This is a genomic window from Desulfolithobacter dissulfuricans, from assembly GCF_025998535.1.
GTDB lineage: Bacteria > Desulfobacterota > Desulfobulbia > Desulfobulbales > Desulfobulbaceae > Desulfolithobacter > Desulfolithobacter dissulfuricans.
In genome coordinates this window covers 2501876-2525550 of sequence record NZ_AP024233.1, presented here as the reverse complement: position 1 = coordinate 2525550, position 23675 = coordinate 2501876, and the positions used below count along the sequence as shown (strand labels likewise).

22 protein-coding genes and 1 other RNA gene are annotated in these 23675 nt (G+C 58.4%); 14 read left to right on the top strand and 9 right to left on the bottom strand.

Annotated elements, in window-relative coordinates; all coding sequences use genetic code 11:
- Window positions 1-112: 112 nt before the first annotated feature.
- The 8 genes from ureA to GF1_RS11100 all read left to right on the top strand — a co-directional run bounded on the left by ureA (window position 113) and on the right by GF1_RS11100 (window position 7756).
- The gene (gene ureA / locus GF1_RS11135) at window positions 113-415 is read left to right on the top strand and encodes an urease subunit gamma (RefSeq protein WP_267926624.1); all 303 of its coding nucleotides are present in this window, start codon (window positions 113-115) and stop codon (window positions 413-415) included.
- A 17-nt stretch (window positions 416-432) separates the two neighbouring features.
- On the top strand, window positions 433-750 hold the full coding sequence (locus tag GF1_RS11130; RefSeq protein WP_267929142.1) for an urease subunit beta: 318 nt from the start codon (window positions 433-435) through the stop codon (window positions 748-750).
- Window positions 747-2450 (top strand): urease subunit alpha, encoded by a 1704-nt coding sequence (gene ureC / locus GF1_RS11125; protein WP_267926623.1) that lies wholly within the window; start codon window positions 747-749, stop codon window positions 2448-2450. Before GF1_RS11130 ends, ureC begins: the two co-directional genes overlap by 4 nt.
- A 2-nt stretch (window positions 2451-2452) precedes the next feature.
- Window positions 2453-2905 (top strand): urease accessory protein UreE, encoded by a 453-nt coding sequence (gene ureE / locus GF1_RS11120; RefSeq protein ID WP_267926621.1) that lies wholly within the window; start codon window positions 2453-2455, stop codon window positions 2903-2905.
- Complete coding sequence (locus tag GF1_RS11115; protein WP_267926620.1) at window positions 2862-3569, top strand: urease accessory protein UreF; 708 nt, start codon at window positions 2862-2864, stop codon at window positions 3567-3569. Before ureE ends, GF1_RS11115 begins: the two co-directional genes overlap by 44 nt.
- Before the next feature lie 12 nt (window positions 3570-3581).
- Complete coding sequence (ureG, locus tag GF1_RS11110) at window positions 3582-4196, top strand: urease accessory protein UreG (RefSeq protein ID WP_267929141.1); 615 nt, start codon at window positions 3582-3584, stop codon at window positions 4194-4196.
- A 353-nt stretch (window positions 4197-4549) separates the two neighbouring features.
- On the top strand, window positions 4550-6517 hold the full coding sequence (locus tag GF1_RS11105; protein WP_267926619.1) for an ASKHA domain-containing protein: 1968 nt from the start codon (window positions 4550-4552) through the stop codon (window positions 6515-6517).
- Window positions 6518-6565: 48 nt separating this feature from the next.
- Window positions 6566-7756, top strand: coding sequence for an aldo/keto reductase (locus GF1_RS11100; protein WP_267926618.1), 1191 nt, complete (start codon window positions 6566-6568; stop codon window positions 7754-7756).
- Here the strand turns inward: GF1_RS11100 and GF1_RS11095 are convergent.
- From GF1_RS11095 to GF1_RS11065, 7 genes are all read right to left on the bottom strand, one after another.
- Entirely contained in the window at window positions 7689-8282 is a 594-nt protein-coding gene (locus tag GF1_RS11095) for a tetratricopeptide repeat protein (protein ID WP_267926617.1), read from the bottom strand. The two genes, GF1_RS11100 and GF1_RS11095, sit on opposite strands and share 68 nt — an antisense overlap.
- A 47-nt stretch (window positions 8283-8329) precedes the next feature.
- Window positions 8330-10063, bottom strand: coding sequence for a ParB/RepB/Spo0J family partition protein (locus GF1_RS11090; RefSeq protein ID WP_267926616.1), 1734 nt, complete (start codon window positions 10061-10063; stop codon window positions 8330-8332).
- Window positions 10041-11504 carry a YihY/virulence factor BrkB family protein gene (locus GF1_RS11085; protein ID WP_267926615.1) on the bottom strand — a complete coding sequence of 488 codons (1464 nt, stop codon included), beginning with the start codon at window positions 11502-11504 and terminating at the stop codon, window positions 10041-10043. The genes GF1_RS11090 and GF1_RS11085 overlap by 23 nt, the downstream gene beginning before the upstream one ends.
- Window positions 11501-13660: a response regulator gene (locus tag GF1_RS11080; RefSeq protein ID WP_267926614.1), complete on the bottom strand. Its 2160-nt coding sequence runs from the start codon at window positions 13658-13660 to the stop codon at window positions 11501-11503. Before GF1_RS11080 ends, GF1_RS11085 begins: the two co-directional genes overlap by 4 nt.
- Window positions 13661-13670: 10 nt before the next feature.
- On the bottom strand, window positions 13671-14516 hold the full coding sequence (locus tag GF1_RS11075) for an HDOD domain-containing protein (RefSeq protein WP_267926613.1): 846 nt from the start codon (window positions 14514-14516) through the stop codon (window positions 13671-13673).
- A 110-nt stretch (window positions 14517-14626) separates the two neighbouring features.
- Window positions 14627-14989 carry a molybdenum cofactor biosynthesis protein MoaE gene (locus tag GF1_RS11070; protein ID WP_267926612.1) on the bottom strand — a complete coding sequence of 121 codons (363 nt, stop codon included), beginning with the start codon at window positions 14987-14989 and terminating at the stop codon, window positions 14627-14629.
- 147 nt (window positions 14990-15136) lie between these two features.
- Window positions 15137-16504 carry a lytic transglycosylase domain-containing protein gene (locus GF1_RS11065; protein ID WP_267926611.1) on the bottom strand — a complete coding sequence of 456 codons (1368 nt, stop codon included), beginning with the start codon at window positions 16502-16504 and terminating at the stop codon, window positions 15137-15139.
- A 192-nt stretch (window positions 16505-16696) separates the two neighbouring features.
- Between GF1_RS11065 and GF1_RS11060 the strand changes: the two genes are divergently transcribed.
- The 6 genes from GF1_RS11060 to tyrS all read left to right on the top strand — a co-directional run bounded on the left by GF1_RS11060 (window position 16697) and on the right by tyrS (window position 21528).
- Window positions 16697-17182, top strand: a complete 486-nt coding sequence (locus GF1_RS11060; protein ID WP_267926610.1) for an NUDIX hydrolase — start codon at window positions 16697-16699, stop codon at window positions 17180-17182.
- A gap of 191 nt (window positions 17183-17373) precedes the next feature.
- Window positions 17374-17706, top strand: coding sequence for a cell division protein ZapB (locus GF1_RS11055; protein WP_267926609.1), 333 nt, complete (start codon window positions 17374-17376; stop codon window positions 17704-17706).
- A gap of 15 nt (window positions 17707-17721) precedes the next feature.
- Complete coding sequence (locus GF1_RS11050; RefSeq protein WP_267926608.1) at window positions 17722-18006, top strand: cell division protein ZapA; 285 nt, start codon at window positions 17722-17724, stop codon at window positions 18004-18006.
- 78 nt (window positions 18007-18084) lie between these two features.
- Window positions 18085-18257: non-coding RNA, 6S RNA (gene ssrS / locus GF1_RS11045), on the top strand.
- Window positions 18258-18733: 476 nt separating this feature from the next.
- Entirely contained in the window at window positions 18734-20257 is a 1524-nt protein-coding gene (rny, locus tag GF1_RS11040; RefSeq protein ID WP_267929140.1) for a ribonuclease Y, read from the top strand.
- Between the two features lie 56 nt (window positions 20258-20313).
- Entirely contained in the window at window positions 20314-21528 is a 1215-nt protein-coding gene (gene tyrS, locus GF1_RS11035; protein ID WP_267926607.1) for a tyrosine--tRNA ligase, read from the top strand.
- Window positions 21529-21664: 136 nt separating this feature from the next.
- Here tyrS and GF1_RS11030 read toward each other — a convergent pair whose 3' ends face one another.
- Both GF1_RS11030 and GF1_RS11025 read right to left on the bottom strand, forming a co-directional pair.
- Window positions 21665-22942: a multiheme c-type cytochrome gene (locus GF1_RS11030; RefSeq protein ID WP_353740461.1), complete on the bottom strand. Its 1278-nt coding sequence runs from the start codon at window positions 22940-22942 to the stop codon at window positions 21665-21667.
- 262 nt (window positions 22943-23204) lie between these two features.
- Window positions 23205-23612 (bottom strand): Fur family transcriptional regulator, encoded by a 408-nt coding sequence (locus GF1_RS11025; RefSeq protein ID WP_267926605.1) that lies wholly within the window; start codon window positions 23610-23612, stop codon window positions 23205-23207.
- Window positions 23613-23675: the final 63 nt, after the last annotated feature.

Genomic DNA, 23675 nt, shown 5'->3' with positions numbered 1-23675 from the left:
GAATGAAGCCCGCAGGGCATGAGCACGTTGTTGTACTGCAAAGCCGTTCATCTCCGACCCTGATCTGAGGACAGGGTTTTCTGAAAAAACAAAAAGTTCAGGAATCACGATCATGGAACTGACACCAAGAGAAAAAGACAAGCTGTTGCTGTTTACCGCGGCACTCCTGGCCGAGCGGCGCAGGGAGCGGGGACTCAAGCTGAACTATCCCGAGGCGGTCGCCTACATCAGTGGCGCCATCCTGGAGGGGGCCAGAGAGGGGCGCTCTGTGGCGGAGCTCATGGATTACGGCCGGACGCTCCTTGGCCGTGACGATGTCATGGAAGGGGTGGCCGAGATGATTGACGAGGTGCAGGTGGAGGCCACCTTTGCCGATGGCACCAAGCTGGTAACCGTTCACAATCCCATTGTCTGAAAGGAGGCTGCATCATGATGATTCCGGGACAGGTGGTTACACAGGACGGAGAGATAGAACTCAATGGGGGCAGGGAAACTCTGCGGCTGGCCGTGGCCAATACCGGCGACCGGCCCATCCAGGTGGGTTCCCATTATCATTTTTACGAGACCAATGAGGCCCTTGTTTTTGACCGGGAACCGACCCGTGGGTTCCGGCTCAATATTCCGGCGGGAACAGCGGTGCGGTTCGAGCCCGGGCAGAGCCGCGAGGTGGAGCTGGTGGCCTATGGCGGTGATCGGCTGATATACGGTTTTCAGGGACTGGTCATGGGGCCTTTGGAGGAAGAGAAATGACAACTATTGCACGCAGGGCCTATGCCGAGATGTTCGGGCCGACCACGGGAGACCGGGTTCGCCTGGCTGATACCGAGTTGTGGATCGAGGTGGAAGAGGACCGGACACTGTACGGGGATGAGGTCAAGTTCGGCGGCGGCAAGGTGATCCGCGACGGCATGGGACAGAGCCAGCGGACCAGCCGCGAGGCAGTGGATGTGGTGATTACCAATGCGCTGATTCTCGATCACTGGGGCATTATCAAGGCTGATATCGGGATAAAGGACGGTCGGATCAGCGGGATCGGCAAGGCAGGCAACCCGGACGTGCAGGGCGGGGTGGATATCATCATCGGCCCGGGCACCGAGGCCATTGCGGCCGAGGGGTCCATTGTCACTGCCGGCGGCATCGATGCGCACATCCACTTTATCTGTCCGCAGCAGGTGGAAGAGGCCCTCATGTCAGGCATCACCACCATGCTGGGTGGGGGCACCGGTCCGGCAACCGGGACCAATGCCACCACCTGTACCCCCGGACCCTGGAATATTCACCGGATGCTGCAGGCCGCCGATGAGCTGCCCGTCAACCTGGGGTTTCTGGGCAAGGGCAATGCCAGCCAGGCCGCGCCCCTTGAGGAACAGGTGCGGGCCGGGGCCATGGGCCTGAAACTGCACGAGGACTGGGGCACCACCCCGGCAGCCATTGATACCTGTCTGGCCGTGGCTGAGGCCATGGACATCCAGGTGGCCATCCATACCGATACCCTTAACGAATCGGGTTTTGTGGAACAGACCATGGCCGCCTTCAAGGGCAGGACCATCCATACCTATCATACCGAGGGCGCCGGAGGCGGTCATGCGCCGGATATCATCCGTGCCTGCTCTCTGCCAAATGTTCTGCCTTCTTCCACCAATCCCACCCGGCCCTACACGGTGAATACGGTGGATGAACATCTGGATATGCTCATGGTCTGTCACCACCTGGATCCGGGTATACCAGAGGATGTGGCCTTTGCCGAGTCCCGGATCCGGCGGGAGACCATTGCCGCGGAAGATATTCTCCACGATCTGGGCGCCTTTTCCATGATCGCTTCGGATTCCCAGGCCATGGGTCGTGTAGGCGAGGTGATTATCCGCACCTGGCAGACAGCCCACAAGATGAAGGTCCAGTTCGGCAGTCTGGATGGTGATCCGGCCTGGAATGACAACCAGCGGGCCAGGCGCTATGTGGCCAAGTACACGATCAATCCGGCCATTGCCCATGGCATCGCCCATGAGGTCGGCTCCGTGGAACCGGGCAAGCTGGCCGATCTTGTGCTCTGGAAACCGGCCATGTTCGGGGTCAAGCCCAGCCTGGTTCTCAAGGGCGGCATGATTGCGGCCGCGCCCATGGGCGATCCCAACGCCTCCATCCCCTCGCCCCAGCCGGTGCATTACCGGCCCATGTTCGGTGCTCTGGGCGGGGCGCGGGCTGCCACGAAGCTGACCTTCCTGTCCAGGGCCGCCTTTGAGGATGGCATCCATGAGGAGCTGGGGCTGGCCAGTCGGATAGCGGTGGTTGAAAACTGCCGGCAGGTCTCCAAGGCGGATATGATCCATAACCGGTATCAACCGGTCATTGAGGTGGATCCCCAGACCTACGAGGTGCGGGCCGACGGCCGGCTGCTTACCTGTGAACCGGCTGCGGTCCTGCCCATGGCCCAGCGTTATTTTCTTTTCTGATCATGATTTGCCTGACTCGAAAAACAGACAGTGACCCGGGCCGGAAAGCCCTTACCTTGACTTTGCCCTGGGAAAAACGGATCAAGAGCAGGCTGCGGGTGCAGCTTGACAATGGCCAGGAGGCGGGACTGTTTCTGCCCAGGGGGACGGTGCTGCGCGGTGGCGACCTGCTCGTGGATGACAGCACTTCCTGCGTGGTCCGCATCCTGGCGGCACCCGAGGAAGTATCGCAGGTTTCGTGCCATGATACCCTGCACCTGGCCAGAGCCTGTTACCATCTGGGGAATCGCCATGTCTTCCTGCAGATAGACCGTCAATGGGTGCGCTATCTCCACGATCATGTTCTGGACGAAATGGTGCGCGGACTGGGACTTACGGTCACCCGTGAGCTGGCGCCCTTTGAACCGGAACATGGAGCCTACGCTTCTGAAGGCCATGGACATCACCATGCATGATACCGCTTTGCTGCGCCTGTTTCAGCTGATCAGTCCTTCCCTTCCCACGGGCGGATTTTCCTATTCCCAGGGAATCGAGTGGGCTGTGGAGGCGGGCTGGATCCAGAACCGTGCGGATCTTCAGCACTGGCTTGAAGACCTGCTTGAACACGCCATGTCCCGGGTGGATATTCCCATTTTACGCCGTATGTATGCTGCCTGTGAACAGGGAGAGAAACAGGCGCTGGTTCACTGGAGTGAGCAGCTGCTTGCCTGGCGGGAAACCAGCGAGCTGCGGCTTGAAGAACAGAATCGCGGCCGGGCCCTGGCCACCCTGTTGCGCCAGATGGAGGTGGGCCGGGCAGCAGACTGGCACCAGAGCATTGCCCTGTGTCAGCTGGCCGGATATGCTCTGGCGGCTGTTACCTGGAACATCCCGGTACGTCAGGCCGCAGCCGGGTATGTATGGAGCTGGCTGGAAAATCAGGTCCTGGCCGGAATAAAGATAATTCCCCTGGGACAGACAGCAGGCCAGCGGATCCTCTTTGACCTGGCCGGGCGTATTCCCGCTGTTGTCGCCAGGGGACTGGAATTTGAGGAGCAGGACATCGGCTCGGCCATGCCCGCCCTGGCCCTGGCCTGCTGTGGTCATGAGATGCAGTACACCAGACTTTACCGTTCCTGAAAGGAGAACATGATGAACAAGACACCTCTGCGGGTCGGTATCGGCGGTCCGGTCGGTTCCGGCAAGACCGCCCTGATCCAGGCTCTGTGCCTCAGAATGAGGGAGCGCTATGAAATTGCGGTCATTACCAATGATATCTATACCAGGGAAGATGCGCAGTTCCTGATTCGCAACCAGGCCCTGGAGTCCGAGCGGATCGTTGGCGTGGAAACCGGGGGCTGTCCCCATACGGCAATCCGGGAAGATGCCTCCATGAACCTGGCCGCCCTGGAAGATCTGAGTCTGCGTTTTCCCGACCTGGATGTGATTCTTGTGGAGTCGGGTGGTGACAACCTGAGTGCCACGTTCAGCCCGGAACTGGCTGACCTGACGATCTATGTCATTGACGTGGCCGCCGGAGACAAAATCCCGCGCAAGGGCGGTCCCGGTATCACCCGCTCCGATCTGCTGGTCATCAATAAGATCGATCTGGCACCCATGGTCGGCGCGTCGCTGGCTGTAATGGAGGAGGATGCCGCCAAAATGCGGGGTGAGCGTCCTTTTCTCTTTACCAACCTGAAAAGCGGTGATGGCGTGGACGGAGTTCTGGCCTTTATCGAACGTGAAGGCATGCTTGCCGGTGCTTGACCTTTTCTCTCTCGTCTTCATCTCCGCTGTTCTCATCCGGCAGTCTTCCAGTCTGGATGCCTCCTCTGTCGACGCCTTTTCCGGCAACAGCCAACACCCCGGTTCCTGTGTGAAAAAATGACCCAGGGACTGGGGGGCTCCCGGCGTAACTGTGTATCAACGTTCCTGGTCCAGGTGATGGTTGACGGCATGGGGCGCTGCCTTCCCGGCTGGTGATGGAACACAATCAGGTTCCAGCTCGCCGCGACTGAAAAAAGATGGTCGGGGTTGTTTCTGTTAATTGCCAGCAGTGTGGTAATGGTGGTAACATGACCATCGTATTTTTCGTCAGGAAGCAGGGAAGGAGAGCATGTATGGCAAGCAGGCCGATGTACACAGTGGAGTTTCTGCCCGCCGGGATGCAGGTGCAGGTGGAGGAGGGGACAACCCTTCTTGAGGCGGCCCAGAAGATAGGCCTCCATATTAATGCCTCCTGCGGTGGCAGCGGCGTCTGCGGCAAGTGCAGAGTGGCTGTCGAACACGGTGAGATCCAGGGCGGGATGTCGGAGAAGTTTTCTCCAGAGGAACTCCGGTCCGGGATACGGCAGGCCTGTACCGCCACCGTGCATGGTGATGTCCGGGTTCGGGTTGTGGTCACCTCCAGCCTTGGCCGGGGAGGGCTGACCACCACCGTGCCCAGGCGGCACCGGGCCACGGCGCGTTTTTTTGATATCGAGGAGCTGCGGGAAGCCGGAATTTTCAAGCCACCGGTGGAAAAATTTTTCCTTGAGCTGCCCCGGCCAAGTCCGGTGGACAACATGGCCGATGCCGGCCGGGTAGTCACCGGCATGAACCACCAGTATAATGAACGGCATCTGATGGTGACCCTGCCGGCCCTGCGTAAGCTGCGCCGTGTCCTGCGTGAGGATGATTTCCGGGTCACCGTGACCGTGGCCCGGCCGGTGTCCTCCGGGGGAAGAACCTTTATCGTTGATGTCCAGCCCGGCAACTGGGTCAACCGGAACTTCGCCCTGGCCGTGGATATCGGCACCACCACAGTGTACGGTCAGCTGGTGGATCTCCACCATGGCAAGGTTCTGGCCGAGGCAGGGGATTACAACGGTCAGATCAGCTATGGCGAAGATGTGATTTCGCGCATTATCTATAGTGAAAAGGATGACGGCCTGGAAACCATGCGCCGGGCCGTGGCCAAAACCATCAACGGTATCATTGACCGGATTCTGTCCCAGGCTGCGGTCAAGGCCGAAGAGATCACCTCCATCACCCTGGCCGGCAACACGGTGATGACCCATCTCTTCCTGGGTCTGGAACCGAACAATATCAGGCGTTCTCCTTATGTTCCTGTTTCTGCGCTGTTTCCCCCGATACGTTCCACGGATCTCGAGCTCCATCTTCCCGCCCACAGCGTGGCCCTGGTCTACCCGGCCATCTCCAGCTGGGTGGGAGGAGATATTGTTGCCGGGGTCATGGGCTCGGGCATGTATCGGACCGAGAAGCTGACCCTGTATATCGATATCGGCACCAATGCTGAGATTGTCATCGGCAGCCGCGAGTGGCTGGTCTGTACCGCCTGCTCCGCCGGACCTGCCTTTGAAGGCGGAGGGATCAGCTGCGGCATGCGCGCCGCTGCCGGAGCCATCACCGACTGCAGTATCCATCCCGAAACCTGGGAGCCGATGAACACCACCCTGGAGCGTAAACCGCCGATCGGAATATGCGGTTCCGGGCTGCTCAACATCATTGCGGTCTTTTTTGAGCGCGGGGTCATCGATCAGCGGGGCAAGTACCGACGGGACAGTGACTGTGAACGGATCCGCGAGGGCAGAAGCGGATACGAGTTTGTCCTGGCCTGGCAGGAGGAATCAGGGGCGGAGCATGATATTGTCCTGACGGAAGTGGATATTGAGAATTTTATGCGGGCCAAGGGTGCCATTTTCGCCGGAGTCAAGACCCTGCTCCAGGAGGTTGGTCTCGGGGTCGCTGATCTGGAACAGGTGGTCCTGGCCGGGGCCTTTGGCAGTTTCATTGATATCGACTCTGCCATGACCGTCGGCCTGCTGCCAGAAATCGATGTGGACAAGGTGGTCTATGTGGGCAATGGTTCCCTCATGGGCTGCCGGATGAGCGCGCTTTCCAATCATATCCGCCGCGACGTGGTCGAGGTGGTGCGCAAGATGACCAGCTTCGAACTCTCCGAGGTGCCCAGCTTCAAGGATGAATATGTGGCCGCCCTCTTTCTGCCCCACACCGACCTCTCGCTCTTTCCCTCATCCATCGCGGCCCGGAATGGGTTTGGACAGGACCTGCAACATGAAGGATGAATGTATGGCCGGGGAGAGGCGCGATAATATGGTCTGGAGTCTTGTCCCATGATCTACCGCTGCTTTGGCAGGACCGGACTGCGGATGCCGGTGCTCTCCTGCGGCCTCATGCGCTCCATGCATTCCTGGAAGGACATGGATCCAGGCCAGATCCCCCTGGAAAGCCAGCACAGGCTGGAAGGTATCGTTCACCGGGCGCTGGATTCGGGGATAACGCACCTGGAGACCGCCCGCGGCTACGGGACCGCGGAGCGTCAGCTTGGCCGGGTGCTGGCCGGTATCGACCGGGACAGCTATATCCTCCAGACCAAGGTCCGGCCCGAAGATGACCCGGAACTGTTTACCGCCAATGTGCTGGATTCCCTGGATCGACTCCAGGTGGAGCGGGTGGACCTGCTGGCCATCCATGGTCTTAACGACTACCATTCTCTGTGGCAGGTTTGCAGGCCCGGGGGCTGCCTGGCGGCGGCCAGGGAACTGCAGCGCCGGGGACGGGTCGGATGGGTCGGGTTTTCCGGCCATGGCTCCACCGGGGTCCAGCTGGCTGCCGTGCGCCATGAAAAAGATGGTGGCTTTGATTTCATCAATCTCCACTGGTACATGATTCTCCAGGCCCACTCCCCGGTGCTGCGCGCCGCCAGGAACCGGGACATGGGGGTCTTTATCATCAGTCCTTCGGACAAGGGCGGCATGCTTCACAGTCCACCGTCGTTGCTTGTCCGCCTGTCGGCTCCTCTCCATCCCATGCAGTTCAATGACCTCTTCTGCCTGGGACGACCGGAAATCCACACCATCAGTGTCGGGGCGGCCCGGCCGACGGATTTTGATCTCCACCTGGACGGTCTTGCCCGACTGGACCAGCTATCCCTGATAACCGACATAGCCGGGCGCTGGCACCGGGCCATGGAAGAAGCCACCGGCCAGCCCCGGCCCGACGCCCTGTGGAAGAAATTTCCCTCCTGGGAGGAGACCCCCGGCTATATCAATATCCCCTTTATCCTCTGGCTATGGAACCTGGCCCGGGGCTGGAACCTGGTGGATTTTGCCCGCGCCAGGTACCGCAAACTGGGCCGTGACATGCCCTGGGTGGCGGGCAATAATGGTTCCATGTGCCGGAGTTATGACTGGCGGGATATTGCCGCAGGGGCAGGTTGGGAGGTGGACGATCTTGTCAGGGCGCTGGAAGAGGCCCATCACCTGCTCGGTGGTTCCGGGGAGCTGGACGCTTCCTGTTCATAAGCTCTCGGACCCGGGCCAGCCGTCTGGCAACAATGCTTTGTTCCAGGGGATTGGTCTGGCGCAGCTCCTCGAGCTGGGCCCGGGCGCCGGGATATCCGTTCTCGGCGGCAAGCTCCAGCCAGATCGCGGCTTCCATGGCCCGGTTTTCCTCCAGGTACAGGTTGGCGAGGAGAAACTGGGCCATGGGCCAGCCGTGCAGGGCGGCCTTTTGCAGATACTGTTCGGCTCGGGCCCGATCCTGCTCCACTCCATTGCCCGTGAGGTATTTCATTCCCTGGTAGAGCCAGGCCGCGGGGACGTTACTCTCCCCGGCTCGGGAAAACCAGTACATGGCCTCTTCCGGGTCCCTTTCCACACCGTCCCCATACTCATACCTGAGTCCGAGGGCAAAAGCGGCTTCGCCGTCGCCTTTGTCAGCCAGCTCCCTGAGGGGCGCTGTCAGGGGATCACTGTTTCCCCCGCCCCATGAGAAGCCTCCGCTGAACAGAATGATGAAGATCAGAAGAGAGGGTGCTGTTTTTCGCATGCGAAAATTCATGGTTCCAGGTTGTCGGATCTGAAAGAGGTGAAGGACTATTTCCTGGTCATGTTGACCAGCTCGGTCAATTTGTCCCGGTCCTCGAGCAGTTGGCGGAGCTGGGTCAGAGTCTCTTCGAGGTGACCGTCTTTCAGGCGGATGTGGAGGGTGCATTCCCCCTTGTCCATTCTGGAAGGGGCGGTGATGTTGAAATCCCGCTTGCCGGCCTTTTTGCCAAAGAGCTGTTTTCTCAGCCGGGCCACCTTCTGTTCAAATTGTTTTTTCTTTTTCTCCACGCCCGACTGGTCCCTGGTCTGCAGGGCACGAATAAAGGCTGCCGCCTTCTGTTCGGCATTGGTGGCCCGTTCCAGGGCTTCACGAACCTGGGGTGAGTGGATGGCCTCGTGCAGCCGCGGATCAATATCCTGGAGCAGCTTCATGATCTGCAGCAACTGCGGTCGGGTGGGTGCCAGGGGTTTGATGATCTCCAGGTAGAGGCTGTCGCGGTCGGCACTGTTCTGGATCGGGGCCAGGATCTCGGCTGCTATGGAAAACTGCAATCGGTCGTTGATCACGTCCGAAATCATCTCCGGTGATTCGCCGCGGACCCGGATCTGGTTCACTTTGCGATATTTATGTACCGTGGACTGGGAGACCTTCTGTCCCGGTCGGCCGATACCCAGGGTCTCGCCGAACTGTTCGGCCAGCAGGGCGTTGTTCAGGCCCATTTCCTGGGCCGCGGATTCAAGAAAATTGCCGATTTCAATGGGATTGAGGTTTCGTCGCTTGGTGTTTTCCGCCAGTGAGATGTTGAAGAAGTCCTCGGTGGTGAAGTCTTCTTCGTGGTAGACTTTGGCCTCCACCCACTGCCAGTTGAGCCTTTTTATGGCCTGGAAGCGGCGGAAGCCGCAGAGAATTTTGTAACGCCCATCCTGTTTCTGCAGCAGGACCAGGGGATGGAGAAGGCCGTTACGGCGGATAGAGGTGGCCAGGTCTTCGATGTAGGATTCCCGCAGCAGGTCGTCATACTGATCCGCCGGGTTGATCCGGAAGATGAACCGCAGGTCCTGGCTGCTCATGGTGTCGATGTTGGCCAGCTCGATTTTCCGGACCAGCGACATGTTCTGGACCAGTTCGCCCAGGGCCACTGCCATGGACTGGCCGGTCCTTTTCGCTGCCTCCGGGCTGTCAAGCAACCCGGGCCTGAGGACGATCATCAGAGAGCGTACTTCGGGGTCAAAAAATCCTTCCAGGTAATTCTTCTGGCGAAACAGCTGGTTGAGGCTGTGGGGCTCCCGTCCACACCAGGGTGAGTCCAGAGGGGCCACTTCGGTGGAAAGCCCCTGGTCCTCCAGGGCCAACCGGATCTTGCCAAGCTGGGAGGGCGACATGGTGGGTCGGTGTGGCCGCTGCCGGTTGCCCCGCTCCCCCTGGCCATAGCCAAACAGCAGGTCCGCTTCCTGGTTGTCCTCTCCCTGCTGGAGGATGATAACCATGGGCAGCAGGCTGTTGCCCCGTATCTCATCCTTGAAGGTTTTGAGCTGGCGCAGGAAGTCATCGGTGACTTTTTTTCGTTTCTTGATCTCCTCCACATTGGTGAAATCGATAATGCTCTTTTTGTACTTGGAGTTGATGATCCCGTAGCAGTGCAGCTTTGTGGCCAGTTCCCGGGCCAGTCGGTCCATATAGCCACTATCTGTCTGTCGGCCCTGGTGGGCATCCGGGGCCACGAGGATAACGTTGTTGCTGCCAAGGATCTTGGTGATTTCAGCTGGCGTCTTGTTCGGCATGGGCGTTTCGGGTTGTTTGGGTGGTTGTCAGGAGCTTGTGGGCAAGCGCTCGTATGGTATCTTCTGCTGCCCGAACGGCTCGGGCGGCAATCTCTCCGCCCGGCGTGGGCGAGGCATGGCGCCCGAAAACGAGCTGGACCAGTTCGACTGCCCGGAAGGACTGGGGTGGACTGGCCGGCACCAGTGTCGGATCGTCATTGGCCTCAACCCGGTAGATAAGTTGTCCTGCCAGGAGCAGATCGAGACATTGCTGGATGTCCGCCTCCTGCTCGCGGTCAAGTTCCCGGATTAACCGGTCCAGAGGGGTCGGCTGGCCCTGGGAAAAATGACCGTACATGATCTTGAGGATGTCCAGGCAGAGTTGCAGGTTCTGCAGGGGCGTACGGTGCTGTCCGGGAAGATGGTAACGGTTGCGGTTCTGGACCGCAAAGGCCAGGGTAGCCCCCAGGAGGATGAAGGTCCAGCCCAGGTAAATCCAGATGAGTAGCAGGGGAACGGTGGCAAAGGAACCGTAGATGGCGTTGTATTTGGCCACCCCGATCTGGAGAACGATATAGATCCGTAAAACAATGAACCAGAATACGGCCGCAAACACCGCTCCACTGAAGGCGGCCGAGGTCTGGACCCGGACCGTGGGGAAGAAGAGATACATGATCATCAGGCTGAGGATGACGAAGAGAAAGGGCAGCAGCTTGAGCAGAACCTTGATCACCCAGGCAGAATGAATCACCGCCTGCAGTGCGGCCAGCATCCGCGGGCTCTCGAGGACGGCGTCACCGGCCAGGGCGACATTGATGGAGATCGGCAAAAGAATGAGCAGGCCGAGATAATCCATGACCTTGCGCAACAGCGGCCGACCCTTCCTGGAATGCCAGATGGCGTTCATGGCGTCTTCCACCGTGCTGAGCATGAGAATCACAGTCAGCAGTAGTCCGACGATACCAAAGGCTCCGAGGGCGGCGAAATTGGTCCGGTCCACATAGTCAAAGATCATGTCCACCGCGTTGTGCAGATGGGTGATCATGTCTTGGCCAGAGGCCTGGCCGACCACGACTTCCTCCCCGGTTTCGTAACCCGGGGCGTTGTCGGCAGTGGTGTTGTTTACGTCAGGTCCGGGTCCGAGCTGATCAATGAATTTGTAGGCCGCGATCTTGAGCTGGTTGTCGCTGCCCAGTCCCTTGAGCACAGCGGTGCTCATGGCCAGCAGGGGGACCATGGAGAGGATGATGGTATAGGTGAGGGCCGAGGCCCGCAGGGTGATTCTGGCCCGGAAAAACTCCTCGCGCACGATAAAGAGGATACGCAGGATGGTACGCATCAAGGCCTTCAATCTGGATTCGTCCTGGACCCTGGCAAAGGCATAGGCGCGCAGTCCGCCTTCAGGGGGTTGTCTCTCTCTGGTTCCGACTCCGCTCGCGCCTGGAAAACAGTCTTCTTTCATGCCCGCCGGCCAAGCTCGCTCAGGAGCCATTTTTCGATGATTTCAAAGACGATCTCCCGCTTGATCGGCTTGGAAATATAATCGTTCATGCCCGCCTCCAGGCATTTTTCCTTATCCCCTTTCATGGCATTGGCCGTCATGGCCACAATGGGCAGATCCGTGAACCCGCGCCGTCGTATTTCCCGGGTGGCCTCCAGACCATCCATTTCCGGCATCTGCACATCCATGAGGACGAGGTCGAACCGATCCGGATCCTGGCTCACCATCTCCACCGCCTCAAGGCCGTTTCCTGCCACTTCCACCTGGTAGCCGGCCTTGCTCAGGATCAGTGTGGCCAGCTTCTGGTTGACCAGGTTGTCCTCGGCGAGCAGGATCCGCACCGACTGTTTCATCTCTTCGCGCACCGAGTACTGGGTGATGAGCTTGTCCTGTCTCTTGGCCGCATCGGGGGTCTCTTCCCGGGCCAGCAGTTTTTCAATGGTCCGGAAGAGTATTTCCCTTCGCACCGGTTTGGTGAGAAAGGCGTCAAAACCGGCTTCCCGGCACCGGTTGGCGTTGCGTTCCGTGGATGAGGTGTATGCGAGCAGGGGCAGGGTGGCGGTTTCGCTGTGGTCCCGGAACCAGCGGGCCAGGGTGTATCCATCCGGGGCCGGCATCTGGATATCGAGTACCGCCAGGTCAAATGGCGTACCGGCGGCAATGGCCTTGCCCACTACCTCCTCGACCCGGGCGGACTCGTCCAGGGCCGTGACATGGAGCCCGCCGGCTTCCAGTATGTGGGAGACAATGCTCAGGTTGGTGCGGTTGTCATCCACCACCAGGATCCGTTTGCCCTCCAGGGAGACCTTGCGGAAGGTCTTGGCCTGCCGTTTGGCAGCCTTTTTGAAGACTGCGGTGAAATGGAAGACAGACCCCTGGCCCGGCTCGCTTTCGACCCAGACATGACCGCCCATGAGCTGGGCGATCTTGCGGCAGATGGACAGGCCCAGACCGGTGCCGCCGAATTTCCGGGTGGTGGAACCGTCGGCCTGGCGGAAGGCCTCGAAGATGCTCTCCTGCTTTTCGGGTGGAATACCGATGCCGGTATCACGGATGGTGGTGTGCAGGGTGATGGTCTCGTCTCCCTCCTCCTCCACCTTGATGGCCAGTTCTATTTCGCCCTTTTCCGTGAACTTGGCCGCATTGCCCATCAGGTTGATCAGAACCTGGCGGAACCGTCCCGGGTCGCCGACCACGTTGGCCGGCAGGCGGCTGTCGATCCGGCATAAAACTTCCACCGGCTTGGTGGCTACCCTGGGGCGGATGAGGTCGCAGACATCCTGGGCCGTTATCTCCGGGTCAAACTCGATCCATTCCAGGTCCAGCTTGCCGGCCTCGATCTTGGAGAAATCCAGGATATCGTTAATCAGAGAGAGGAGGGCCTCGGCGCTGCGCTTGATGGTCCGGGCGAACTCTTCCTGTTCCGGATCCAGGTTGGTGTCGAGCAGCATGTCGGTGAAGCCGATGACCCCGTTCATGGGGGTTCGGATCTCATGGCTCATGGCGGCAAGGAATTCGCTCTTGGCCACATTGGCCGCCTCGGCGGCAATCTTTGCCTTGCGCAGCTCCGCGGTCTGCCGGCGGATCTCCGACTGCAGGGTCTTGTTGTAGCTTTGCTGCTGTTCCTGGATCTTGAGATAGTTCTGTTCGTTCTCGGCCATGATATCCTGGAACTTGCTTTCCAGAACCGCGAATTTACGCTCAAACTGTTTTTTCTGGATCCGCAGGCGGCTGAGTGTCTCCCGGGTTTCCAGCCGGGAGAGAAAAAGCTGGACCGCCAGCCGGATACAGGTGGCCAGCCACCGGTTATCCTGGTCCCCTTCTTCAGGTCGGGCCGGGGTGCCCAGCAGCGAGGTGTTCAGGTCCGGGATGGCAAGAAAGAAGAATGGCCGCTCCCCGTGGGCAAAGGAGGACTCGGAGGAGTATCTGGCCTGCTGTTCGATAAGGGCGGCTGCCACGTCCGGCTCCAGGGGAAAGCCCCTGGTGGCGACATGGCGGTTGTCCTGGGCCAGGCAGAGGAAGAGAACCGTTTCTATCTCCTGTTCCAGGTGACGGCACAGCTCCGCGAGCTCGGCAGCCGGGTCGACAAGATCGGTAAACAGGGGCTGGGGGGACATAGGCGCTCTCTCACAGGTTGTACATTTGCTGGATGCGTTCGATCTCTTCGGGAAGGTCGGCGGCCAGGACACGGTATTCTTCGACATTTTCCTGGATATGGGTGGCCAGGGAAGGGGGCAGGTGCATGGTTTCCCCTGGTTTCACCGTGAGATCGAGCTGGGCGAGGATGTACTGACTCATCTGCAGGATCCCCAGCAGGGACCGGGGCTGGATATCATCAGCTAAGGTGTGATGATTCCGCACCGCCTCGGCCAGCGGCTCGGGCAGCTGCCAGCTCCTGGCAAGCAGGTAGCCGATCACACCATGATCGGTGCCCAACCATCTTTTTTCCTCTATGATGATACTGGAGGTTTCGGCGTCCCAGGCCTCGTAAGCCTGAAGAAATTCTTCTGTTGCCACCTGGCTTTCCACCAGCAGGCCGATGTCGTGGAGAATGCCGCAGAGATAGGCGTCATCCCCGTTGATGGAGAAGATGCGTTCGGCGATCATCTTGCTGCAGATGGCTGTGCCGGCACAATGGAGCCAGAGGCGGGAGGGGGAAAAGCCGTCGGAGTCATCCCGGGTGGAGCGGAACATCTCGTTTAAGGCATCGGTGACCGCGATATTGTGCAGGTTTTTCATCCCCAGCAGGGCCACGGCCCGGGAGATGGAATCCACCTTACGCATCAGGCCGTAGTAGGAACTGTTGACCAGGGTCAGCAACCGGGCCACCAGGGCCGGATCGGTCCGGATCACCTCTTCGAAATCGTGCAGGGTGGAATCAGGGTCGTTTATCAGTTCGGCAAGCCGGGTAACTATGTGGGGTAACGTTTTAATTTCATTGAATTTGTTGATCAATTTTTCAGCTGTGTTCATGGGCGGCTCCTCCCGGTTCCGGGACATGGGGCATGTTGCCAGGCCGGGATTCCATGCGTTCACCAGACCGTTGAAAAACTACTGCGCTCGCTGCGTTTTTCAACAGACAGTTACACTGTGATTTCCTTTTTGCTAACCGCTTCGGCCTTGACCCGGTCCAGCAGTTCGGAAAGCACCGGCTTGATGTGCTCGCGCAGGTCCCCGGCAACGATGATGAAGAGCAGGTCATCCCCGGGTTGAAACCTTCCTGATCTGGCCTGGATAATTATTTCATAGATGCCAGGCTTTTTGAGATATTGCTGACGTAACTCCTCAATGAGCTCCTGGTTGACCTGGACCTCCAGGGCCTGGACCCGGCGGTGGTCCTGGCGCGACCAGTTGCGCACCACTCCGTTGTGGATCAGGATCATGCCAACGTTTTCAGTGAAATCAGGACGTTTTTTCAGTTCGGCAATGGTTTTTGAAATATCCATGAAAAGGCTCCGTTTGTGGGAAAAAAAGCATCTGCTGCCAGAGGTTACATGTTGATTGTACGCCGGAAGCCGGGAGAAAGGCAAGTAGGATATGCGGCCGGCTCGCTGAAGAATATCGCCTTGCCGGGGATCCGCTCCGGGTTGGAATCAGGGTTTTCGCTTGGCGCTGTCCTTGAGGATGATGATTCTGCCTCCGCGTCGGTGCGGATCCGGGATCTTGAGTTTCTGGCCGACCCGGATGGTGGCTTTTCGGTCCAGGCTATTGGCCCGGATGAGTTCCCGGAGGCTGATCCGGTAGCGCCTGGCGATCCCGCTGGCCGTGTCCCCACGCCGGACCCGGTAGGTGGTGTCACGAATCTGCCGGCTGTGGAACAGGCTGCCGGGCATGGAGGCTACCAGTCGACGGATTCTTTTGGTCGCCGGCAGCCGGAGCAGGTATTTGGCAGGCACGTACTTTTTGCCCTCGAGCACGGGACGGCGCAGGGCCGGGTTGAGCCGCCTGAAGTCCTGCCGGGAGAGGTGGAAATAACGTTGCAGGTCACTGGCCCGAGCGTAACCCGGCAGCCGGGTGGTTATGGTAGCCTCGGGTCGGTCGACGATGACGCTCGGGTCTTTTTCCAGCTTTCTGGCCACCCGCATGGCGGCCAGAAACTCGGAGTAGAAGTTGCGGGAGGCGAACTGAAACCGGCTGGCGTTGTGATTGTAGAAGATTTTTTCATAGCTGCCATAGAGCTTCTTTGCCCGGGCCATCCCGGCAGGTCCATAGTTATAAGCGGTCAGGGCCAGGGGCCAGTCCTCCAGATCCGCATAGATTTTTTTAAGGAATCTGGCTGCCGCTACTGTGGAGAGAACGGGATCGTAGCGTTCGTCCACGACCTCGTTGATGGTCAGGTAATTCTTGCCTGTGGCCCGGGTGAATTGCCAGAGTCCGGCTGCTCCGGCCTTGCTGTGGGCTTTGGGATTAAAGGAGGATTCCACGTGCGGGAGGTAGGCGATCTCCAGGGGCAGGCCGTGGGCACGAAGAATTTTCCTGATGGTCCCCATGTAGGCGCCGGAGCGGATAACCCCTTCGAGGAAACGGTCCTTCTGGCCGATCTGCAGCCGGATGTTGTTGCGGGCCCGACGGAAGGTCTTGTGGGATGTCCTGGCCGGAAACAGGGCCCGGACTCGTCTGGCCTCCCTGGTGAGCGGTTTTTTTCCGGCCGCCAGGTCAGCAAGGATGGCCTTGTAGCGCTTGCGGGCCATTTTGATCATCTTCCGGTTGATTCGTGCCGCGCCCGGCGTCTGCCAGTCAACAAGCTCGATGACGTCGTAGATTCGGGTCAGGTCCTCCTTGTCGTGGAGGATTCCCTGGCGGGTGGAATATTGGCTGTACACTTTTTCCCAGAACCGGATGTTGTCTCTGATGGCCGGGTAGACGGGAAAGGGTTCAGCGGCCATGGCCGTGGCCGCGAGAAGACCGGTCAGGGCGCAGAAGAGACAGAGAACGGCTATGGAAAGTCGTTGCAGGAGCACGGTACGTATCTGTCCAGCGAAAAATGGGGGCGAGGGGTTCAGGGCAAGTGGAGTGTTGCCTCTGAAGTCGATGCTCTGCTATTGTAGCATATTGTCCCGTCCTTGTGGCAACAAAGATGTACGGTTTTCGAGGTCACAAGACCGGCATCCGGCGGGATCTTTCTTTGTAACCGAAGAAAAAAAAGGAAAAATATGTATAGACCCATCCTTGGAACCCTTGGTTATATCCTCTCACCCGATGGAAACAATACCCTGCTCGTACACCGTACCGCCCGCAGCGACGACCATCATCTGGGCAAATATAATGGTCTGGGCGGCAAGCTGGAACCTGGGGAAGATGTCTATTCCTGCCTGGTGCGGGAGATCCGGGAGGAGGCAGGCATTGTCGTAACAGAAGCGGTTCTCCGCGGCACGGTGAACTGGCCGGGGTTTGGTCCGGACGGCCAGGACTGGCTGGGGTTTATCTTTCTGGTTACCGGTTTTACCGGCGAGCCTTCGAGTCGCAACGAGGAGGGTGATCTGGCCTGGCATCCGGTGGATTCACTGCTTTCACTGCCCATGTGGGAGGGGGACCGCTACTTCATTCCCCTGGTTTTTGATGGGGATCCGCGTATCTTTCATGGTCATATGCCCTATGAGAACGGGCGTCCGCTCTCCTGGAGCTACAGTCGGATGTGAGGAACGTGAATCCTGAGAGGGGAAAGGGCAACTGGTAAAAAAACCCGGGCCAATCGGCTGATCGAGGCCTAAAAAACTTGCCATTGCACTCTACCCTCTGTATAGTTACAGATTGAATATGTTTTACTATAAAATCAGCTGGTTGTCTGGTGTGTTCCGGGCGGCTGGCAGTACGCACAGGAGCATATGTCATGGAGAATAACGCGGAACTTATTCGCCTGGAACAGTTTGTTGATAAACTGCTGAGTAAATACAATGACCTGAAAGAGCGCTTCTTCCGGCTGGAGGATACCCTGCGTGACCGTGACGCGGAAATCGTCGAGCTGAAAGCCACCATTGAAGAGTTGCAGACCGAGCGGTCCGAGGTCGGTCAGCGGGTCAGCGGGCTCATCGACCGGATTGCCCGGTGGGAGTCCGAGCAGGATGAGGAGCCGGCCGGCGAAGACGTGGAGACTGGCAACGAATCCGGCGACGAGGGCCAGGCCGGCGTACAGGGCTCGCTTTTTCGGGCCGAGGAACAGTAGGCATAGATCTGCTCCATGGAACGACTTGTCAGCTTCACGCTGTTTGGCCAGGAATTCACCTTCTACAGTGATGCCTCGCCCGAAGAAGTGGACAGGGTCGTGGAGATGGTCCGGGAAGAGTTGGAATCCGTGGACGGGGCCTCCCGCAGCACGGTGCCGTCGAGCAAGATACTGGTTCTTGGCTGCCTGCAGATAGCGGCACGCTACGTGCAGTTGGAAAAGGAATTCGAAGCCTTCCGGCGCAGCCAGGAAAGTTCCATTGACAAGCTCATAGACAAGGTCTCTTCCGGAATTGAGTGACAATGACAATGGATAAATAACTCTTTGCTTTTGCCTGAGTTCTGCTTATAATACAGGCAAACAGAAAGCTAGGTTAAAGTTTCCCTGCGCTGTTGGTGATCAGCAAAGTATTGAGCCAAACACTCATTGATAGGGCAGCCTCACTGCCTTGTAATGGAAATCTTCACTGATTCCCTGCGCAAGGCATGGCATTGCCCACCTAATTGCCATTAGGTTTAATCATTTTGTTGACACGGCAGGGCGGGGATTTTTTACATACGGTCAGCAGCGGGACTGCTGTAAATATATACGGCCATCGCTGGTTTTTTTACGAAACAGGATGGTTGCGAGTGACACAGGCGGACGCAGGTCCGGTAACTGTACGATAATTCTGATACGATCAGGTTTTCCATATATGCGTAACCCGTCCAGTGGGCTTTTTCGTCCGTGGGTACATTCCGGGTGCTGGCCCAGATGAACTTTTTGCCCGTCACCTGAACAGGTTTGTATGATGAGCAGTATGGTACGGCTTTCGACCTGCCTCCGGGGCACCGTCTGAGACGGCCTCATCCTGTCCGGTCCGTATTCGCGCCGGTTCTCACTCCTTCCTTTCCATCCTCTTTCTTTTATTGTCCGCAGCCGATTGAGCATGCCAGGCCGGAGGTCTGGGCTCGGTCTATCCGCTGCATAACATAACGGTGTATCATATGGGACTAAGTGGCTCAATACTGCTTTTTCTGGGGGAGGCCTGGTTGCAGGCGCGGTTATCGGTTTTCTGCTGCGCAAGAAACTGGTCGAGGGGAATCAGGCCAATGTCGAGGCGCAGAGCCGGCAGATCATTGAAAATGCCATAGGTGAGGCCGAGCGGATCAAGAAGGAGGCCATCCTCCAGGCCAAGGAAGAGGCCCTGCATATCAAGCAGGAGGCCGAGCGGGAGATCAAGGCCAGCCGGGGAGAACTCAAGGATGAGCAGCGGCGGCTCAACCGCAAGCTCGATGAGGTCCAGGAGGAGCTTCGCTCCCTGGAACGGCGGGAATCCAAGCTCCAGGATCGGGAAGAGAAGTGTCGGCAGCGGGAAAAAGAGCTGGTCGACCGGCAGAAAGAGCTGGACGAACTGATCGACACCCAGCGCTACAAGCTGGAAAAAATCGCTGGAATTGACCGGGAAGAGGCCAAGAAACTCCTCATGGAGTCCATTGAAAGCGAGGCCCGGATGGACGCGGCCAAGCGGCTGGTGCGGATTGAAAACGAAATGAAGATGGAAGCCGACCGGCGGGCCAAGAATATCCTCGCCCTGGCCATATCCCGCTACGCCGGCGACTATGTGGCTGACAAGACCGTTTCCATGGTGCCGCTGCCAAACGATGAGATGAAGGGACGCATCATCGGCCGGGAGGGGAGAAATATCCGAGCCATTGAAGCGGCCACCGGAATTGATATTATCATTGACGATACGCCTGAGGCTGTTATTCTGTCCGGTTTCAATCCCATCCGGAGGGAGATTGCCCGGCTGGCCCTGGAGCAGCTGATATCCGATGGCCGGATCCATCCGGCCCGGATCGAGGAGGTGGTGGCCAAGGTCACCAAGGAGCTGGAAGTCTCCATCCGGGAAGCAGGGGAACAGGCGACCTTTGATGTCGGGGCGCACGGGATGCATGTGGACCTGATCAACCTGATCGGGCGCCTCAAGTATCGGACCAGCTATGGGCAGAACATCCTGCAGCATTCCCTTGAGGTGGCCTTTCTCTGCGGAGTCATGGCCGCCGAGCTCGGCCTCGATGTGAAGAAGGCCAAGCGGGCCGGACTGCTGCACGATATCGGCAAGGCCGTGGACCATGAGGTCGAGGGCTCCCACGCGATCATCGGCCGCGACCTGGCCAAGAAATATGGCGAGGCCGATGATATCGTCTATGCCATCGGTGCCCACCATGAGGACCTGCCGCCCAGGAGTGTGCTCGATGTGCTGGTTCAGTCGGCGGACGCCCTCTCCGGCGCCCGGCCCGGGGCCCGCAAGGAGATGCTGCAGTCCTACGTCAAACGGCTCGAAGACCTGGAGGCCATTGCCAACGCCTTTGACGGGGTGGAGAAATCTTACGCCATCCAGGCCGGGCGTGATCTGCGCATCATCGTCGACAGTCACAAGATCCGCGACGAGGAGGCAACGCTCATGAGCCGCGATATCGCCAAATCGATTGAGGAACAGTTGACCTATCCCGGTCAGATCAGGGTGACGGTTATCCGGGAAACCCGGGCTGTTGAATACGCAAAATAACCACCTGGTGCCGCGCGGGCCCGGAGTGGTGGAGAATCCACGCTGGATTGAATGGTATGAAATCCGTTGAAGAACAGATAGCGCTCATCGAGCGAGGTACGGTGGACCTGATCTCCAGGGACGACCTGGTGAAGAAACTGACCCGGTCCGTGGAAACAGGTCAGCCGCTCAAGATCAAGGCCGGTTTTGATCCCACGGCGCCTGATCTGCATCTCGGCCATACGGTGCTCCTGCAGAAGCTGCGCCATTTTCAGCAGCTTGGCCACCAGGTTTATTTCCTGATCGGTGATTTCACCGGCCTGATCGGCGATCCCACCGGCAAGTCCGACACCAGGCCGCCGCTGACCAGGGAAGACGTGGAACGCAATGCCGAAACGTACAAGGAACAGGTGTTCAAGATCCTTGATCCCACCCGGACCAAGGTGGTCTTCAACTCCACCTGGCTCGGCGAGCTCTCTTCCTATGACATGATCCGCCTGGCCTCGCAGCTCACTGTGGCCAGGATGCTGGAGCGGGATGACTTCAAGAAACGGTTTGAAAGCGGCCGGCCCATTTCAATCCATGAATTTCTTTATCCCCTTATCCAGGGTTATGACTCCGTGGCCCTTGAAGCGGACGTGGAGTTGGGTGGTACGGATCAGCTCTTCAACCTGCTCATGGGCAGGGACCTGCAGCGCAGCCGGGGCCAGGAGCCCCAGGTGGTGCTGACCATGCCGCTGCTTGAAGGGCTCGACGGGGTCAACAAGATGAGCAAGTCGCTCGGCAACTATATCGGCATCACCGACAGCCCGGATGATATCTTTGGCAAGATCATGTCCATCAGCGACGAGCTGATGTTTCGCTATTACGAGCTGCTCTCCGACCTGTCCACCGAAGAGATTCAGGCCCTGAAAGAGGATATGGCGGCCGGCCGGATCCATCCAAAGGCCGTCAAGATGCAGCTGGCACGTGAATTGACCGCCCGTTTTCATGACCCCGAGGCGGCGGCTGCTGCGGAAAAGAACTTTGATCAGGTATTCAAGAAGCATGAGCTGCCAGACGAGATTCCTGAATGCAGACTGCAGGTGGATGAGGAGGAGATCTGGCTGCCCAGGCTGCTGCTTGAAGCGGGACTTGTCAAATCCACTTCAGACGGACGGCGGATGATCAAGCAGAACGCGGTTTCTGTGGATGGTGACAAGGTCACGTCGGTGGATACCAATATCCCTGCCCGTGGGAAAGTTCTGCTTAAGGTGGGAAAAAGGAAGTTCTGCCAGGTGGTTTTCAGCTGACCGTGCATCCGGTCGCTTGTCGGCCGGTGTAATCTCTGAGATATCAAATTCGCCCCATAAGCAAACAAAAAAGGCGGCAGCCCCAGAGGGACTGCCGCCTTTGACGTTTAAGCGGTCTGATCAGGAGATCGGCCCGTTATTTTCCATGGGTTGCCCGCATGGTTCTGGCCAGTTCCTTGATCTCGCCCAGGTCTTTTGTCAGCTCGTTCCAGCCGTACCAGTAGGCGTAATCCGGGTTGACGTGGAAGAAGCCCTGGTAGGCCCGCATGCGATGCTTCATGTACATCTGGCACAGTACCTGGTCGATGTAGGACAGCTTGTCCAGGTCCTGATCCCAGGCCGCACCGTTGGTATGCATGAAGGTCAGCAGGAACGGGTAGTTATGTGGATAGCCAGCCGGCTTCTTGATGATGCCGTCCTTGTACAGGGCCGCCACGGTCTCGATGGCCTCGGCCATGAGCCGGTCGGACTTGGTCATGATGGAGTCACCCATCTCCAGCTGCTCGCGGGCATAGCTCTCGGAATGGCACTGGGCGCAGATTTTGAGCATCTTGTCCCGCTCTTTCTGCCAGGCTTCCTGGGAGAGCCGGGCCATGTCCACGGCCTTGACTGCATCGAGGATCGGAGTCGGTTTGCCGGTTTCCGGATCCAGGACACCGAGGGCCTTGAGAATGGTCACCCGGTCTGCGGCAGCCTGCGGATCATCGGGCAGAGGCAGACGGACGCCGAGGAAACCCCAGGCAGTGCGGTTTTCATGGTCACCGTCGGGCATGTGGCAGGTCTGGCAGGTGGGGGCGGCGGCGCCTTCAGGCAGAAATCCGGCCTCCTTGGCAAAATAGCGCTCACCATGCTTGGAACTGGACCACATCTCCCACTGGGGATGGTCATAACCCATGTGGCACTGCTGGCAGGCGCGGGGATTCTGGGCCTCTTTCTTGGAAAAGGAATGACGGGTGTGGCACTCGTCGCAGGAGTTGTTCTGGTAGCGGTAGCCCTTTTTGCGCTGTTCTTCCTTCTGGGCCTCGGTCTTGATGCCCATGTTGTGGCAGCCGCCGCAGCCGCGGCCACCCTCGATCAGCTCATCGGGAGCCATGTGGGTCGCCGGGATGGCGTTGAGAGAGGTCCAGCCGTGGTTGTGCTTGCCCCTGGCAAACTGGTCGTACTGCTCCTGATGGCACTCGGCACAGACTTTTTCGTCCGGCAGTTTGGCCAGCTTGTAGTCAGCAGCTGATTTGTGATCCTCACCGTGGCAGGTGGAACAGGTGACATCGTTGTCAGCATGCATGCTGACCTTCCAGTCCTGAACCATCCCGGGGGATACTTTGGTGTGACAGTCGATACAGCTGTCACCGGCCAGTGCGGATCCGGACAGCAGCAGCGCTCCTGCTGCCGCGCCCAGTAACGCATAGGTCATTTTGTTCATGGGATACCTCCTTTTTTAAATGGATGGAAATGATTCATAAAACTACATCGTTTCCAGGAAAAAAAACAGGAATTATGTACCAAAAAAAAGGCCATCCCATCCTTGACCTGAGTCAAGAAAAGGACAGCCTTTCAGATTTATCGTGAAAAAACAGATACACATACCCTGTTCTGTCTCCACCCTGGTGATGCTGGAAAAGACAGCAGCTGCGTGAAGCGGTACCTGTTTTCAGCAGATATCTTTTATATCTTTTTCAGTCGTTACCGGCTTTCTGGCAGGCTGGACAGATCCCGGTGAACTCCACGTGATGGCCGAGGATCTGGTAGGAAGACGAGGCGCAGGCCGCATCCACCAGATCCTTGATAACCGGCACATCGATATCATCCACCTTGCCACAGGAGGAACACCGTATATGATAATGCGGGTCCGTGGTGGCGTCAAATCGTTTTTGGGTGCCACCGACCTCCAGCTTGAGGATCATACCGTTTTCCGCCATCAGTTCCAGGTTACGGTACACCGTGCCCAGGCCGATTCGCGGCAGCCGCTTGCGAACCATGTCGTAGAGTTCGCTCGCCGTCGGATGGCTTGTGACTTTGGAGAGTTCTTCCAGAATTATCTGTCGCTGGGTGGTAAGGCGAATCATGCCTGCTGGTGCATTCATTGGCTCTTGAGTATATTCTGAGGTTTGTTGGATATAGCTTTCAAAAGGATAGTTTGAATAATC